23 protein-coding genes and 1 tRNA gene are annotated in these 13,971 nt (G+C 71.0%); 23 read left to right on the top strand and 1 reads right to left on the bottom strand.

Annotation, left to right across the window (positions count from 1 at the left end; translation table 11 throughout):
* Positions 1-239 precede the first annotated feature (239 nt).
* The 4 genes from ABZ374_RS30265 to ABZ374_RS30250 all read left to right on the top strand — a co-directional run bounded on the left by ABZ374_RS30265 (position 240) and on the right by ABZ374_RS30250 (position 2,842).
* Positions 240-386, top strand: a tRNA-OTHER gene (locus tag ABZ374_RS30265).
* Between the two features lie 109 nt (positions 387-495).
* On the top strand, positions 496-2,088 hold the full coding sequence (locus ABZ374_RS30260; RefSeq protein WP_360316902.1) for a TROVE domain-containing protein: 1,593 nt from the start codon (positions 496-498) through the stop codon (positions 2,086-2,088).
* Between the two features lie 94 nt (positions 2,089-2,182).
* Positions 2,183-2,512, top strand: a complete 330-nt coding sequence (locus ABZ374_RS30255) for a hypothetical protein (protein ID WP_360316900.1) — start codon at positions 2,183-2,185, stop codon at positions 2,510-2,512.
* A gap of 111 nt (positions 2,513-2,623) precedes the next feature.
* A complete protein-coding gene (locus tag ABZ374_RS30250) occupies positions 2,624-2,842 on the top strand; it encodes a DNA-binding protein (protein WP_360316897.1) in 219 nt (72 codons plus the stop codon).
* Positions 2,843-2,998: 156 nt separating this feature from the next.
* On the opposite strand, the gene ABZ374_RS30245 is transcribed toward ABZ374_RS30250, so the two are convergent.
* Positions 2,999-3,544, bottom strand: a complete 546-nt coding sequence (locus ABZ374_RS30245) for a hypothetical protein (RefSeq protein ID WP_360316894.1) — start codon at positions 3,542-3,544, stop codon at positions 2,999-3,001.
* 59 nt (positions 3,545-3,603) lie between these two features.
* Here ABZ374_RS30245 and ABZ374_RS30240 point away from each other — a divergent pair, with 59 nt between their 5' ends.
* The 19 genes from ABZ374_RS30240 to ABZ374_RS30150 all read left to right on the top strand — a co-directional run bounded on the left by ABZ374_RS30240 (position 3,604) and on the right by ABZ374_RS30150 (position 13,947).
* Entirely contained in the window at positions 3,604-4,008 is a 405-nt protein-coding gene (locus ABZ374_RS30240; RefSeq protein WP_360316891.1) for a hypothetical protein, read from the top strand.
* Between the two features lie 408 nt (positions 4,009-4,416).
* Positions 4,417-4,695 (top strand): HNH endonuclease, encoded by a 279-nt coding sequence (locus tag ABZ374_RS30235; protein WP_360316888.1) that lies wholly within the window; start codon positions 4,417-4,419, stop codon positions 4,693-4,695.
* 31 nt (positions 4,696-4,726) lie between these two features.
* On the top strand, positions 4,727-6,013 hold the full coding sequence (locus tag ABZ374_RS30230) for a DUF4082 domain-containing protein (protein WP_360316885.1): 1,287 nt from the start codon (positions 4,727-4,729) through the stop codon (positions 6,011-6,013).
* A gap of 10 nt (positions 6,014-6,023) precedes the next feature.
* The gene (locus ABZ374_RS30225; protein ID WP_360316882.1) at positions 6,024-6,326 is read left to right on the top strand and encodes a hypothetical protein; all 303 of its coding nucleotides are present in this window, start codon (positions 6,024-6,026) and stop codon (positions 6,324-6,326) included.
* A gap of 12 nt (positions 6,327-6,338) precedes the next feature.
* A complete protein-coding gene (locus ABZ374_RS30220) occupies positions 6,339-6,602 on the top strand; it encodes a hypothetical protein (protein WP_360316879.1) in 264 nt (87 codons plus the stop codon).
* Positions 6,599-6,901, top strand: a complete 303-nt coding sequence (locus ABZ374_RS30215) for a hypothetical protein (protein WP_360316877.1) — start codon at positions 6,599-6,601, stop codon at positions 6,899-6,901. The genes ABZ374_RS30220 and ABZ374_RS30215 overlap by 4 nt, the downstream gene beginning before the upstream one ends.
* A gap of 43 nt (positions 6,902-6,944) precedes the next feature.
* Positions 6,945-7,646, top strand: coding sequence for a hypothetical protein (locus ABZ374_RS30210; RefSeq protein ID WP_360316874.1), 702 nt, complete (start codon positions 6,945-6,947; stop codon positions 7,644-7,646).
* On the top strand, positions 7,643-7,882 hold the full coding sequence (locus ABZ374_RS30205; RefSeq protein WP_360316871.1) for a hypothetical protein: 240 nt from the start codon (positions 7,643-7,645) through the stop codon (positions 7,880-7,882). The genes ABZ374_RS30210 and ABZ374_RS30205 overlap by 4 nt, the downstream gene beginning before the upstream one ends.
* Positions 7,879-8,466 (top strand): methyltransferase domain-containing protein, encoded by a 588-nt coding sequence (locus ABZ374_RS30200; protein ID WP_360316869.1) that lies wholly within the window; start codon positions 7,879-7,881, stop codon positions 8,464-8,466. The genes ABZ374_RS30205 and ABZ374_RS30200 overlap by 4 nt, the downstream gene beginning before the upstream one ends.
* A 50-nt stretch (positions 8,467-8,516) precedes the next feature.
* Positions 8,517-8,675: a hypothetical protein gene (locus ABZ374_RS30195; RefSeq protein ID WP_360316866.1), complete on the top strand. Its 159-nt coding sequence runs from the start codon at positions 8,517-8,519 to the stop codon at positions 8,673-8,675.
* A complete protein-coding gene (locus ABZ374_RS30190; RefSeq protein WP_360316863.1) occupies positions 8,672-9,577 on the top strand; it encodes an NAD-dependent epimerase/dehydratase family protein in 906 nt (301 codons plus the stop codon). The genes ABZ374_RS30195 and ABZ374_RS30190 overlap by 4 nt, the downstream gene beginning before the upstream one ends.
* Before the next feature lie 104 nt (positions 9,578-9,681).
* Positions 9,682-10,134 (top strand): hypothetical protein, encoded by a 453-nt coding sequence (locus ABZ374_RS30185; RefSeq protein ID WP_360316860.1) that lies wholly within the window; start codon positions 9,682-9,684, stop codon positions 10,132-10,134.
* Positions 10,131-10,829, top strand: coding sequence for a galactosyltransferase-related protein (locus tag ABZ374_RS30180; RefSeq protein ID WP_360316858.1), 699 nt, complete (start codon positions 10,131-10,133; stop codon positions 10,827-10,829). Before ABZ374_RS30185 ends, ABZ374_RS30180 begins: the two co-directional genes overlap by 4 nt.
* Entirely contained in the window at positions 10,814-11,482 is a 669-nt protein-coding gene (locus ABZ374_RS30175) for a hypothetical protein (RefSeq protein ID WP_360316855.1), read from the top strand. The genes ABZ374_RS30180 and ABZ374_RS30175 overlap by 16 nt, the downstream gene beginning before the upstream one ends.
* 27 nt (positions 11,483-11,509) lie before the next feature.
* Entirely contained in the window at positions 11,510-11,683 is a 174-nt protein-coding gene (locus tag ABZ374_RS30170) for a hypothetical protein (protein WP_360316853.1), read from the top strand.
* Between the two features lie 3 nt (positions 11,684-11,686).
* On the top strand, positions 11,687-11,878 hold the full coding sequence (locus ABZ374_RS30165) for a hypothetical protein (protein ID WP_360316851.1): 192 nt from the start codon (positions 11,687-11,689) through the stop codon (positions 11,876-11,878).
* Positions 11,879-11,969: 91 nt separating this feature from the next.
* Positions 11,970-13,013, top strand: coding sequence for a hypothetical protein (locus ABZ374_RS30160; RefSeq protein ID WP_360316848.1), 1,044 nt, complete (start codon positions 11,970-11,972; stop codon positions 13,011-13,013).
* Positions 13,010-13,696 (top strand): hypothetical protein, encoded by a 687-nt coding sequence (locus tag ABZ374_RS30155; RefSeq protein ID WP_360316846.1) that lies wholly within the window; start codon positions 13,010-13,012, stop codon positions 13,694-13,696. The genes ABZ374_RS30160 and ABZ374_RS30155 overlap by 4 nt, the downstream gene beginning before the upstream one ends.
* Complete coding sequence (locus ABZ374_RS30150) at positions 13,693-13,947, top strand: hypothetical protein (protein WP_360316843.1); 255 nt, start codon at positions 13,693-13,695, stop codon at positions 13,945-13,947. The genes ABZ374_RS30155 and ABZ374_RS30150 overlap by 4 nt, the downstream gene beginning before the upstream one ends.
* Positions 13,948-13,971: the final 24 nt, after the last annotated feature.

Below are 13,971 nucleotides of genomic sequence, written 5' to 3'. Positions count from 1 at the left end.
GGACGGGCCGCCCCCAACGCACCGCTCGGGCACGGAAATTGCGTGTCCGCCCCTCCGGACAGCGGTTAGGGTGGTGAACGTCCAGGTGCGCAGGCCGCCGGCTACTTCTTTCGGTGAAACCGCCGCAGGCCGTCTCCGATCTCTGGACCTCGACAACTTCACACGCACCTCCCGGTGCGCAGGCAACGGATACTTCATTTGCAAGTCGCGGGTTCGAGTCCCGCTCGGCCGCCCCAGGGCAGTCGGTAGCTCAGTTGGTAGAGCAGCAACCCAACACCGTTGCCGTCTTCGATCTCGGGAGGACGACGTCGCGGGTGCCCGGTGCGCAGGCCGGGAATTCTTCCGCTGATAACGGGGTGGTTCCGGGTTCGAATCCCGGTCGGTGACTCTCGGGTCGCCGGTAGCTCAACGGCAGAGCACCTTGAACGCCCAGCCGCCTTGATCTCGGGCACCCACGCGACGCACGACCTCCCCCCACCCTCCGGGGAACGCCACATGTCTCGCTTCAACACCCGCACCGCACGACCTGCCGTGCTCTCACCCGTGACCACGACCGGGCGCACCACGACGAACCACCAGGGCGCCGTCGGCCACCTCCGCGACGCGCGCAGCGAACTGTTCCTGCTCGCCGTCGCCAACTTCGTCGGCACCGACACGTTCTACGAGACCGGCGGCACCCGCGACGACCGCTACACCCGGCTGATCCACACCGTCGCGGTCGAGGACCCCACCTGGCTCCTGGGCCTGCTCAGGTGGCTGCGCACCGACGCCAACATGCGTACCGCGGCGATCGTCGGCGCCGCCGAGATGACCCGGGCCCGCCTCGACGCCGGCGCACACGGCCACTCGCGCCAGGCGATCGACGCCGTACTGCTGCGCGCCGACGAGCCCGGCGAACTGCTGGCCTACTGGACCGCGCGCTACGGCCGCAACATCCCCAAGCCGATCAAGCGGGGCGTCGCGGACGCGGTTCGGCGCCTGTACGGCGAGCGTTCGCTCCTCAAGTACGACACCGAGTCCAAGGGCTATCGCTTCGGCGACGTCCTCGAACTCGTCCACGCCTCGCCGAGCGCACCGTGGCAGGGCGACCTGTTCCGACACGCCATCGACCGCCGCCACCGCGCTGACGCCGAGATCCCCGGCCACCTCGACGTCCTCGCACGCAACGTCCACCTGCGACACGCGGCGCGCCTGAACCCTGCGGCGCTCCTGGACGCGGACGCCCTCGCGGCGGCAGGCATGACGTGGGAGGACACGCTGTCCCTCGCGGGCGACCGGGTCGACAAGGCCGCCCTGTGGTCGGGCCTGTGGCCGTCAATGGGCTACATGGCCCTGCTGCGGAACCTGCGGAACATGGACCGGGCCGGAGTCCCGGACGACGTCGCCGAGGCCGTAGCGGCCCGGCTGGCGGACCCGGAACAGGTCGCCCGGTCCCGCCAGTTCCCGTTCCGGTTCTACGCGGCGCACACCGCCGTACAGTCGCTGCGCTGGGGCCACGCCCTGGAGAAGGCGCTGCGGGCCTCGCTGGCGAACGTGCCGGCCCTGCCCGGCCGCACCCTCGTCCTGGTCGACCAGTCGCCGTCGATGTTCCCCGGCTACCACTTCTCGACCCCGAACACGAGCGACATCACCCCCGCCGACCAGGCGAAGCTGTTCGGTTCGGCGCTGGCGCTGCGCGCGGCCGACGCCGACCTGGTGGGCTACGGGATCGAGAACTACGCCGTGCCGTTCCACCGGGGCGACGCCGTCCTGACCGTCATGGGTCGCTTCCGCATGGAGGACGGCACCGACACCCCGGCCGCCGTCCGTGACCACTTCAAGGGCCATGACCGCGTCGTCATCGTCACCGACGAACAGACCGGCAACATGTGGACCCGGACCCCCGGGCTCACGGTCGACTCGACCGTCCCGGCCCACGTGCCCGTCTACACCTGGAACCTCGCCGGCTACCGGGCCGGGCACGCCCCCTCGGGGGCGGCGAACAGGCACACCTTCGGCGGCCTGACCGACGCGGCGTTCCGGATGATCCCGTTGCTGGAGTCCGGGCGAAGCGCGACCTGGCCCTGGGAGCAGCGCGCGGCGGCGTGATCGGGGGGTGGGTGGATCTTGGATTCCGCCCACCCCGCCGGCACCATGGCAGGCCCGTGCCGCGAGCGCGCAGCCGATCGGCGAAGGAGCCACCATGGCGGAGTTGTCAGGCAGATACACCGGGATCCTCGCCCCTGGCGGCGAGAACTACACGATCGCGCACACCGCCGAGATGGGCGGCCTGGACGCCATGGACCTCACGGCGGTCGATGACCTGCACACACGCATTCGCGAGCAGGTACCGGGATATGCCCCCCTGGTGTTGTCCGGCCGCTATTTCGGGCGCGCGCTCGGTCCTGCCGGTGACAGACAGCTCTACGTCGTTTCCGACGCGCCTTTGATCGATGAACAGAACGCCGTCCTCGACCGCTTCGCCGAGACCGGCGAATGGCCGTGGTTCGAGCGCGGGCACGCGGATTCCTGACGGGCGACTTGCGCCCGACGCCGAGTGAACATACTCTCTGCTCTACTGGTGATCTTGCACTCACAGGGCCGTCCGCAAGGGCGGCCTTTTCGCATGTCCGGGGGTGGTTCGATGCCTCCCGAGATGTACCTGGTCGACGACCAGGTCGCCTCCGACTGGACCGGTCGACCGGTGGGCACCATTCGCCGCTGGGGCCTGGAAGGCCGCTTGACGAAGCACGTGATCGGCCCCCACAAGGTCCGCTACGACATCCGCGAGTTGACACCCTGGGATTCGAGTAACGGGCCGATGAAGGCCCCGCCGAAACCCCAACACGCCGCGGCGGCCTGACCGTTCACCAACGCCGCACCGCGGCATCCCCGAACTCGACGCCCCGCCCGAACTCCCGGGGCGTCGACCCCTCTCGCGGGCGGCGGAGGCCGCTCCGACACCGCTGGTTGTGGCGCAGCCTGGTGTCGTCGAGCAGGCCCCCGCCCGCGAGTTCACCTACGGCGCAGACGCCGGCCGCACGTGGTTGTGCTGGTCGGTCTCCCACGTGGTGCCGTCTACGCCGACGAACGTCACGGTGGGCGGCGATGCTTCGAGCGTCGCCTCCGAAAGCGACGGCGAGTCCAGGAACGCCGTGCGTCCGGGACCCAGGAACGCGACGGGAACCCCCATCCGGATCTCCCGCTCGTTCGCCGTGCCGGTGACGAGCGCCTCGGCTGTCGGATATCCCTCGCCGAAGCGCGCGTTCACCTCGCTGATCGGCTGATCGCTGTTGTTGACGACGCACACGCGCCAGGTGTACCCGCGCATGCGCGCCTGCACCCTGACCATGCGGGCCTGCGCAGTGCGCCGGTCCTCGGCGTCCTGGATCAAAGCGGCCCGTTGCAGCGCCAGGACATCGGACTGTTCCTCGATGAACGCCTGTTGGGCGGCGATCTGCCGGCGCTGACTGTTCAGCGTCCAGAAGGCGGCCCAGGCCGCAAGGGACGCGCCGATGGCGCCGATCCACGTGGGCGCATCGCCCCACTCGATGTCGTTGATCACCGGCGCAGCGTAGGGCTCCGCCGCACGGAAGTCCCGGTTTCCCGGATACGGAGGGCCCCATGGCCAACTCGCTCTACCCCTCGGCCAAGCAGGCGTTCCTGTCCGCCGGCATCAACCTGACCTCCGACACCGTCAAGGCCGTTCTGGTCGACACCGGCGCCTACACCTACAGCGCGGCCCACGCCAACCTGTCCGACGTGCCCGCCCCCGCGCGCATCGCCACCTCCGGCGCCCTCGCCTCCAAGACGATCACCAACGGCGTGTTCGACGCAGCCGACGTGACCATCACCGGCGTCACCGGCACCACCGTCGAGGCGATCGTCGTCTACAAAGACACCGGCACCGCGTCCACAAGCAGCCTCATCGCCTACATCGATTCGGGCACGGGACTCCCATACACGCCCAACGGAGCGGACGTAACGATTTCATGGGACAACGGGTCCAGTCGGATCCTAGCCTTGTGAATTCGATAGAATGACCCCGTGAAAACCTGCATCGAATGCGGTTCGATATTCAAACCGAATAGCAATAGACAGACGTATTGCTCGGCGCGATGTCGGAACGGGTCGACCGAGTGTGCCGGGTGCGGCTCGATATTCCAGCGGACCGGAACCACGGGGCGTGGTCAGCGATACTGCACCACAACGTGTTGGTATCGCCATGGTGCGGTGAAGCCACGGCCGGCATGTCTCATCTGTGCGGCAGCGATTCAGCCGGGCCGTCGCAAGTACTGTTCCACCAAGTGCGCATCCGAGGCATTGCGTGCGCGTCGGACTTCGTTCACCTGTGCGACGTGTCAAGGCACGTTCATTGCCAAGCAGTCGTCCGGGCGGAGATATTGCTCACGGTCGTGCGGGGCCATCGGCAAGAACATGACGGGTGTTCGAGTTTGCCCGGAGGGCACCCGACGGGCCACCAGCAGCGGCTACGTAATCATCAAGGTGCAAGGCCACTGGGTATTGGAACATCGGCTCGTCCTAGCCCAATTGCTTGGCCGCGATCTGCTTCCTGCCGAGCGCGTCCATCACAAGAATGGACGACGTGACGATAATCGCCCAGAAAATCTGGAGCTTTGGCGGATCAAGACCAAGGATCCGGCGGGCATTCGGGCGAGCGACTACCACTGCGCCGGGTGTCGCTGCCACGAGTGAGCCTCGGGGAATTGCCAGCCGGGGGTGAACCGTGGCCGACCTCAGCATCTGGAACCACGCGACCGTCACGGGCCCGGCCACCTCCGAGGCCGAGGAGACCCCGGTCTCCCTGGGGACCGAGTTCATGCTCTCCGCAACCGGCTGGGTCAAGGCGCTCCACTACTGGCGGGCCACCGTCGCCGAGACCGGAACTGTCACCGGCTCCGTCTACCTCGCCGCGACCGGCGTCGAAGTCGCGGGAACCGTCGTGACGTTCACGCCGACCGGCACCGGTTGGCAGACCGCGACGATCACCACGCCCGTCCAACTCACGGCCGGCGTCCGGTACATCCTCTCGATCCACCACCCCTCCCGCTACGCCGCCGGCGTCGCCGCCTACTGGTCCACCGGACCCGGAGCGAGCGGACACACCAACGGCATCCTCACCGCCCCGTCCAACGCCGCCATCGCCGGCGCACCGCTGGGCCAGGGCCGCTACGAGTACGGGCCGACCCGCCAGGCGCCCGCGAGCACGTTCAACGCGAACAACTACTACAGCGACGTGACCGTCACCGACGTCGACCCCAACGGCACCACCCTGGGGCCCACCGGCATCGCCTCGACCGCGACCCCGGGCACTCCCACGCTCACCCCGAGAACCGTCACCCTCGGCCCGACGGCCATCGCCTCGACCACCGCGGCCGGGACACCCACCGTCACGCCGAACACGGTCACCCTTGCGCCCCAGGGCATCCCGCAGACCTCCGCAGTCGGAACGCCGACGGTCACCGCGGCCACGCTCACCCTGGGCCCGACGGGCATCGTCCCCGCCGCCGCCCTCGGTGCTCCCGGCGTCACCGCGCGGGCCGTTCTCGGCCCCACCGCGACCGACACCACCGCGATGGTCGGCGAACCCGCCGTCACTCGCGAGAGCATAACCATCTCGCCCTCCGGCACACCGGCCACGACCGCGACGGGCACGCCCGGACTCACCGCCGCGGCGACCCTGGCCCCTGCCGGCACCCCCGCCGATTCCGACGCCGGCGCACCCACGCTCACCCCGGGAACCGTCACTCTCGGCCCCACCGGCATCCCCGGCGGAACCTCCACCGGGACGCCCACGCTCACCGGCACCGTCGTCCTGCACCCGTCCGGCATCCCGGCCACCGCAACGGTCGGAACCCCCACCGCCGCCCCGGCGCCGGTCACCCTGCACCCGACCGGCATCCCGACCGGCACGACCTTCGGCAGCCCCACCGTCCGCGCGGCCGGCGACCACAGCCACGACATCAGCCTGGGCGCGCTCGCGGACCCGTGGAACCTCGGCGCCCTCGCATGAGAGGCACCGCGTGATCACCCTCGTAGAAGTCCGGCGCAACCGCCTCACCCGCAAGCACCTTGCCGTCCCCGTCGCCCGCGCCGGCGCCGCACCCGACCACGGCTGGGGCGTCGAGTTCGCGTTCGTCGACCGCGACACCCGACCCGCCGAAGCCGACTGGACCTCGGGGGAGTGGGACGGCCCCAGGGCGCAGATCCTCGTCGGACCCGAGGGCACCGTCACCCCTGCCGTCGGAACCCACGTCGTGTGGCTGCGCATCGACGCACCACCCGAACTCGTCGTCGAACCCGTCGGCATCCTCGCCATCACCTGACGGAGCCACACCGTGCCCGACACCGCCCCTCGCCGCATCCGCTGCCGGATCCCCTACACCGTCCAGGCCCATCCCGACGGCCTGCCCGTACCCCTCATCGAGGACCTGGCCCGCAAGAGCTTCGCTCGCGCCGGCGTCACCCTCCCCGAACACCCGGCCCTCGACGTGCGCACCGCCGACGAGGACGAACTCGCGGTCATGTTCCTCGGCCGCACCCACGAGGGACTGGGCGCCCACCTCGTCGAGTACGCCATCGACACCGCGGAACAGCCGTGACGCGCCTGCCCGAGAAGCTTGTCGACCTGGCGGTCCATCGCGATGTTGTGGTCGAAGCCCTGACCTGTCTCAAGCTTCTCGACGCCGTCGTCGTCGATGCACGCGTCGAGGCCGACGAAACGGTCCGCATGTGCCTCCGCATGCGCAACGTGCCCGAGGGTGCGGAGGTCCTGTCTCCCTATTTCACCGTGACATGGCCGTCGTTCGACTTGACGGATCCGTCGCCGGGAGAGGTCCGCCTCGCCGGCGTCACCTGGTACCGCGCCGACGGCACGCAGTTGACGACCATCGAACGCTGACCCACCCGCCGCGCCCCGGCGCCCGCCACCCGACGGAGCAGCAGTGACCCGCGACCTCCTCGTCATCGTCCCCACCCGCGGCCGACCCCACGCGATCGCCGACCTCCTCGACACCTGGGACGTCGCGGACGGCACCGACCTCCTCCTGGGCGTGGACGACGACGACCCCGAACTCCCCGCCTACCGCGCCCTCGTCGACGCCCACAACGAACCCGCCGTGTTCCTGGCGGTCGGCCCCCGGCTGCGCCTGGGCGGCACCCTCAACGCCCTTGCCGCCGACCACGCCCCCGGGTACCGGGCGATCGCGTTCATGGGCGACGACCACCGGCCCCGCACCACCGGCTGGGACGCCGCGATGCTCGCCGAGCTCGACCGCCTGCGCGCCGAGCGCGGCGCAGGGATCGTCTACGGCGACGACGGCCTCATGCACGAACGCCTGCCCACCGCGGTCGCCATGACGAGCAACATCGTCACCACCCTCGGCCGCATGGTCCCGCCCGGCCTGATCCACCTGTATCTGGACAACTACTGGCTCGACCTCGGCCGCGCCCTCGACGCCATCACCTACATGCCGCACGTCCTCGTCGAGCACCTGCACCCCAGCGCCGGCAAAGCAGCCTGGGACGAGCGGTACGACGAGGTCAACGCGCCCGCGATGTACGACGCCGACAAGACCACCTACGAGGCGTTCGACGCGGGCGGCGGCATCGAGAACGACGCGGCCCGGATCCGGAGTCGCACGTGAGCATCATGACGTGCCGAGGCTGCGGTGCGACCAAGCCGGGACCTGATGGCACGCCGACCGACTGCTTCCCCTCGGAGCACTGCGGCCAATGCCCACCATGGCGGTGCGAGACCTGCGGCGACATGTGCTCGGCTTCGGACTTGTGCGGCTGCTGGATCACGTTCGAGGGCATGGCCTTCGCCGACGTCAAGGCCCACCTGGCCGCGGCCGGCTTCGACGTCGGGGTCCCGTCGTGACCGAGCACCGCCTGTTCTCCGAAGGCACCATCCCCGAGCACACCCGACCGGACTGGTACGCCGACCGCGACCGGGCGCCCCACCTCGAACAGGCCGCCCACGGCCTGCGCCTGCGCACCGCCGCCGACTTCGTCGTCCGAGCCGGCGTCCGAGCCGGCGTCACGACCGTCGTCGACCTCGGGGCGGGCGACGGCGGCCTCCTCAGCCTCCTGCCCGAGCCGTTCATCGGCTGGGGCTACGACCTCCAACCCACTAACGTCACTGCGGCTTGCGACGAACGCCGTGTCGACGTGCGCCTGGGCGACGTCGTCGAAGGCGACATCGAGTGGGGCGACATCGCCGTCGCCACCGAGATGCTCGAACACCTCGTGGATCCGCATGCGTTCGTCCGTCGCATCGCCGAACACTCACCGATCCTCATCGCCTCCTCGCCGTGGGGCGAAACCTCGGACGACCACTACGAGTTCCACACCTGGGCCTGGGACCGGGGCGGCTACGCCGCCCTCCTGGAACAGGCCGGCTACGCGATCCGCGCGCACACCCTTGTCGGTCCGTTCCAGGTCGTCGCCGGAGTCAGGGCGTAGACCCACCCGCATCACCCGCATCACTGCCGCCCGCCCTCTCGGAGGTACGCATGCCCGCCGATCTCGGCACCGTCGTCGTCCGCTGCCCCACCTGCCACCAAGACGTCGATGTCCTCCTGCGGGTGGTCGAGTTCAGTCCCGCTACCAGCATCGAAGTCGCCCCGGAGTTGGACCACACCTGCGCCGGGCCCGCAGAGGAGACCGCGTGAGGGTCCTCCTGACCGGCTCGGAGGGCTTCGTCGGCCGCCACCTGCGCCGCGCCCTGGAGGACCGCGGCGACGACGTCACCGGCATCGACCTCGGCCGCGGCGGCATGGACTGCCTCCACCTCTTCCGCCGCGGCGACCACGGGGCCGTAGACGGCTACGCCGCCCTGCCGACCCACTACGATCTCGCCATTCACTGCGCCGCGATCGTCGGCGGGCGCCGATCGATCGACGGCAGCCCCCTGTCGATCGCCACCAACCTCGCCCTGGACGCCTGGTTCTTCCGCTGGCTGGTCGACCGCCACGGGGCCCGCCGCGCCGTCTACTTCAGCTCCTCGGCCGCCTACCCCATCGCCCTCCAGGGGCCCGATGGCCGCGTCCTGGTCGAGTCCGACATCGACCTTGCCCACCCCGAACTCCCGGACCAGACCTACGGATGGGCCAAGCTGACGGGGGAGCAGCTCGCCGCCCACGCCGAAGCCGCCGGCGCCCGCGTCCACGTGTTCCGGCCGTTCTCCGGCTACGGCACCGACCAGGACGCCGCGTATCCGTTCCGGGCTTTCGTCGACCGCGCGCGCCGGCAGGCCGACCCCTTCGAGATCTGGGGCGACGGCAACCAGGTCCGCGACTGGATCTACATCGACGACATCGTCGCCGCGGTCCTCACGGCCGTCGACCAGGACGTGCCCGGCCCGGTCAACCTCGCCACCGGACGCGCCACCTCGTTCAACGAGTTCGCCGACATGGTCACTGCCGAAGCCGGCTACCGGCCCGCGATCCGGCACGAACACGCCGCGCCGCGCGGCGTCGCGTACCGGGTCGGCGACCCGACCCGCATGAAGTCGTTCCACGTCCCGCAGATCACCCTGGAGGAGGGCATCCGCCGGGCCCTCGCGGATCGATGACGCCGCTCCCGCTCAAACGTCTTGTCTGCCGCACGGCCGGACACCGCCCGGTAGTCGCCGGCGCCGCCCCCGCCTTCCCGAGTGGTCGTCACGAGCGGTGGGTCGTGTGCGCACGCTGCGCGGGACACCCCGAACCGCGCGGCACCCTCGACCCCGACCACTGGCCGATCGGGAATCCCTACGCCGGACGCTTCGACGAGGCCCAGGAGGTCGGCGGCCTCGGATGGCAGGCGATAGCCGAGGACGGCCGGTACTTGCTGGACCCGCGCAACCCCGGCCGATGGCCGGGCGGCCCGAACCGGTGTGGCCTGCGGCGGCTCGCGCTCGCCGCGCTCCTCGACCGGATGGGCGCGCGGCCCGTCGCCATCACCCTCCGCATCGGCGGCATGCGGGCCAAGTGGGCCCACGGCGCCGCCGACACGCCGCTGCTCCTGGACGAAGTGGACGCCTACCTGAACGCGCTCCGAGAGGCGGCATCGCCCCGCCGGCGCCGCGTCCGGGTCAAGGCACGCGCCGCGCTCGCGACGCATGGGGTGATCGATACCGACTGGTGGTGAACGTGAACACCGTCGTCGTCCTTCCCTGGCGCGCCGTCGGCCCCGCCCGGGTCCGCAATCACGGCCACGTCCGCGCCTACCTGCGGGACCACCTCCCGCACGCCACGCACCTCGACGCCGACAGCGGACACGAGCCGTTCAGCCGGGCCGGTTCACGCAACCTGGGCATCCGGGTCGCTGCCGACCACGGCGCCGACATCGTCGTCCTGTGCGACGCCGACACCCTCCCCGACCCCGACGCCCTCCACGCCGCGATTGAGGGAGCAGCCGACGGCCGCCTCCACCTCCCGTACACCTGGTACCGGGGTCTCTCCGAGGACGGCACCGCGGCCTACCTGTCCGGAGCGCCGCTCGCCGACTGCGCCACCGAGCTCACGATGACCGGCTCCACCGGCGGCGTCCTGGTTGCCCGACCCGACGCCTGGGCCCTGGCGGGCGGCATGGACGAACGCTTCACCGGCTGGGGATGCGAGGACACCGCGTTCCTCGCCGCTGCGGACACCCTCCTCGGGCATTCCGTTCGTCACCCCGCGCAGATCGTCCACCTGTGGCACCCCAAAGCCGACGGCCCGAGCGCCGGGCGCGACGCCAACTACGCCCTCCTGGGCCGCTACCGCGCCGCCGAGGGCGACCCGCCGGCGATGCGCGCCCTCATCGACGAGCGACGGGAGGCGCAGCGATGCCCGTCCCCCTGATCGTCCTCACGAACGGCCGCCGCGACTGCCTGGAGCAGACCATGCGCGCCGTCCGCCGGCACCTCCACGGAGTCGCCCACGTCACGATCGTCGACGACACCGGCGACGCCGACCACCGCGCGTGGCTCAGCGACACCTTCACCGCCGACGTCGTCCCCGTCGACCCGGACGCGCCCGCCGGCTACTGGCGCGCCATGCGCACCGTCTGGGGCATCGCCGCGGGGGAGCGGGCGATCGCCTTCTGGGAGGACGACTTCGTCCTGGAGACCCACGTCGACCTCGACGCGCTCACCGCGGTGCTCGACACCCACCCGTACCTGACGCAGATCGCCCTGCTGCGCCAACCCTGGTTCGGCAACGAGCGCACCGCCGGCGGCCTCATCGAAGCCCTGGAAGCCCAGGGCAACGAATTCGTCGAGCGCATCGACGGCGAGCGCGCGTGGATCGAGCACCGGGCCTGCTTCACCGGCAACCCGAGCGTCATCCCCGCCGCCACACTCGCCCACCCCTGGCCGGACGGCGCATGGTCCGAATCCCGCTTCGGACGCGACCTGTTCGCCGACCCCACCACCCGCGGCGCCTACTGGGGCCGCCGCGCCGACCCGCCCCGCGTGCGCCACATCGGCCACCAACGCGCCGGCACCGACTACTGACCGCCACAGCACCGGAGAACGCGCCACATGACCTGGTTCCTGTACGTCCTCATCGGCTATTTCATCCTGGGCGCCATGGTCACCATGGCCATAGTCGGCAAGCCCCGCTTGCCGATCACCAACGGTGCGGCGATGTTCGTCGTCCTCGCGAACGCCGTCATCACCGTCGGCCTCGTAATGACCCTCGCCGAGCTTCGCTGACCCATGACCGAGCCCACCCCAGGCGCCCGCCGCGAACTCCGCCCACCGACCATCGACGAGGCCCTCACCAACGCCGCGCGCCTCCTGGACGGCGCCGAGTTCGCGATCGGCAACCCCGCCACGGCGCAGCGCCTGGACGAACTCGCGTGCACCTGGCTCAACATCGCCCGGTTCCTCCACGACCGCGAGTCCTGACCGCCACACCACCGACGCCCGCGGCCTGATCACCGCGGGCAGGGCGCCCCGACGACCGAGCGTCGGGGCCCCACACCCCTCGGGAGCACCCATGCACTGGCACACCATCGACTACCGCAAGCGCGACGGTGGCACGCCACCACATACCCTCCTCCACCGAGGCTTCTGGCTGCACCTCCCCCGCGCCACCCCCGTGTGTCGCCTGCTCGGCCACAGGCCGGTCGTCGACGGCACCACCGGTGTCCTGCCCGGCGAACGCGGCAGCAGGTGGGTGTGCTGCGACCGCTGCGGCATCCGCTGCAACCCCCAAGGGCACCTCGACCCGCTCCGCTGGGACATCGGCGACCCCTACGACGGTGACCACCACGCACCCGCCGGCGCACCCTCGTTCGCCGCGCTGCCGACGCGCGTCCCCGCCGACCAACTCCCCGGCCCCTGGGCCGCCGACCCCACCGGCGTCATCGGCGGAGAACTCGTCGTCGGCACAGGCATCCTCGGGACCGGCTTCGACCTCAAGCTGGGCAACGGCGGCAGCGAGCAGACCCTCGCCGCGAGCATCAGCCTCTACCCCCTCGGCTCCCTCTACCTCCACACCGAGGGATACGGCACCTGGCTGCAACGCCGCCTCAACCCCACCGGGTACAACTCCAAGGTCGTCAGCCTCCACGCCTACATGGGCAAGCTCTGCTGGAAGCTCGGCACCAACCGCAACGAATGGTCAAAGGACACCCCGCGCTGGCGCGACGGCCACATCGTCATCGACCCCCGCGACCGCATCCTCGGCCCGCGCCGCCACACCTACGACAGGGTCGGCGCCCCCGTCACCGCCACGGTCCGCATGCCCCACGGCGACGACCACCAGGTCACCCTCCAACTCGAACGCTGCACCACCGGCCGCAACAAGGGCCGCAAGACCACCTCGTGGTCGGTCGACTGGGACTGCCACGGCATCCCCTCGCGGCCCGACGGCACCGGACGGTACATGGGCTCCGCCGTCACCGTCTCCGACCGCTCCGTCGAAGCCGGCACCTGGCCCCACCACGCCACGGCCGCCATCGCCGCCTCGATCACCACCAGCCGCGACCGCCACGGCTGGCCGGCCCCGACCCCCGCACCCGCCAGGGAGGCAGCATGAACATCACCGTCGCCATCCCCTGGCGCGACACCAGCCCCGCCCGCGCCCGCGCCCACGAGCTCGTCCTCGACCACTGGGAGCGGCTGCTCCCCGAGGCCGACCTGATCGACATCGATACCGACCACGAACCGTTCTGCCTCAGCGCGTGCCGCAACGCCGGAGTCGCCCTGGCCGAGGAGCGCGGCGCCGACGTCGTCATCCTCGCCGACGCCGACACCCTCGCCGAGGAACAGCCCGTCCGCGCCGCGGCCACCGCGGCGCGGACCTCCGGCCTGGTCCACCTGCCCTACACCGAGTACCGCTCGCTCCGCGGCGACGGCACCGCCCAGTACCTGGCGTCGGTGCCCCTGCCCGACTGCAACGCCTTCGTCGTGGGCGGTGCCTGCTCCGGCATCTACGTCACCACCCCCGCCACCTGGTGGGCCCACGGCGGACAGGACGTACTCTTCCGTGGCTGGGGCTTCGAAGACGCCGCCTGGTTCACCGCACACACCACCCTGCTCGGCGCCGAACCCGTCCGCCACGACGGACGCGTCTACTCGCTCACCCACCCCAGCGCGGTCAAGGAAGGCGAGCAGTACACGGCTAACGCCGCACGCTGCCACCGCTACCACCAGGCCGCCGGCGACCCGGACGCCATGCGCGCCCTCATCGCCGAACCCCTCGCCACGGAGACCGCGTGAACACGGGCACCCCCGTCACCTACACCTGGACCGTCACCTACCTCGGCGACACCACGACAGCCCCCTACACCGCCACCGTCGAAGCGGTCGACGCCGTGGACGGCGGGACCACCGGGTGGATGCGCTTCCGCGACGCCTCCGACGACTACGTCCTGATCGTCCGCACCTCCGAGATCCGCAGCATCCGCCGCGGCGCACCGGTGAGCGGCGCGGGCGGGGGAGCGGGCGGCATCGCGCCGGGGGAGGGCTGACCCGTGCGCATCCGCCACGACACC

Origin of the sequence: Embleya sp. NPDC005971 (assembly GCF_040629175.1) — a bacterium.
In the GTDB taxonomy this organism is placed as follows: domain Bacteria; phylum Actinomycetota; class Actinomycetes; order Streptomycetales; family Streptomycetaceae; genus Embleya.
This window is presented reverse-complemented; position numbering and strand designations above follow the sequence as displayed.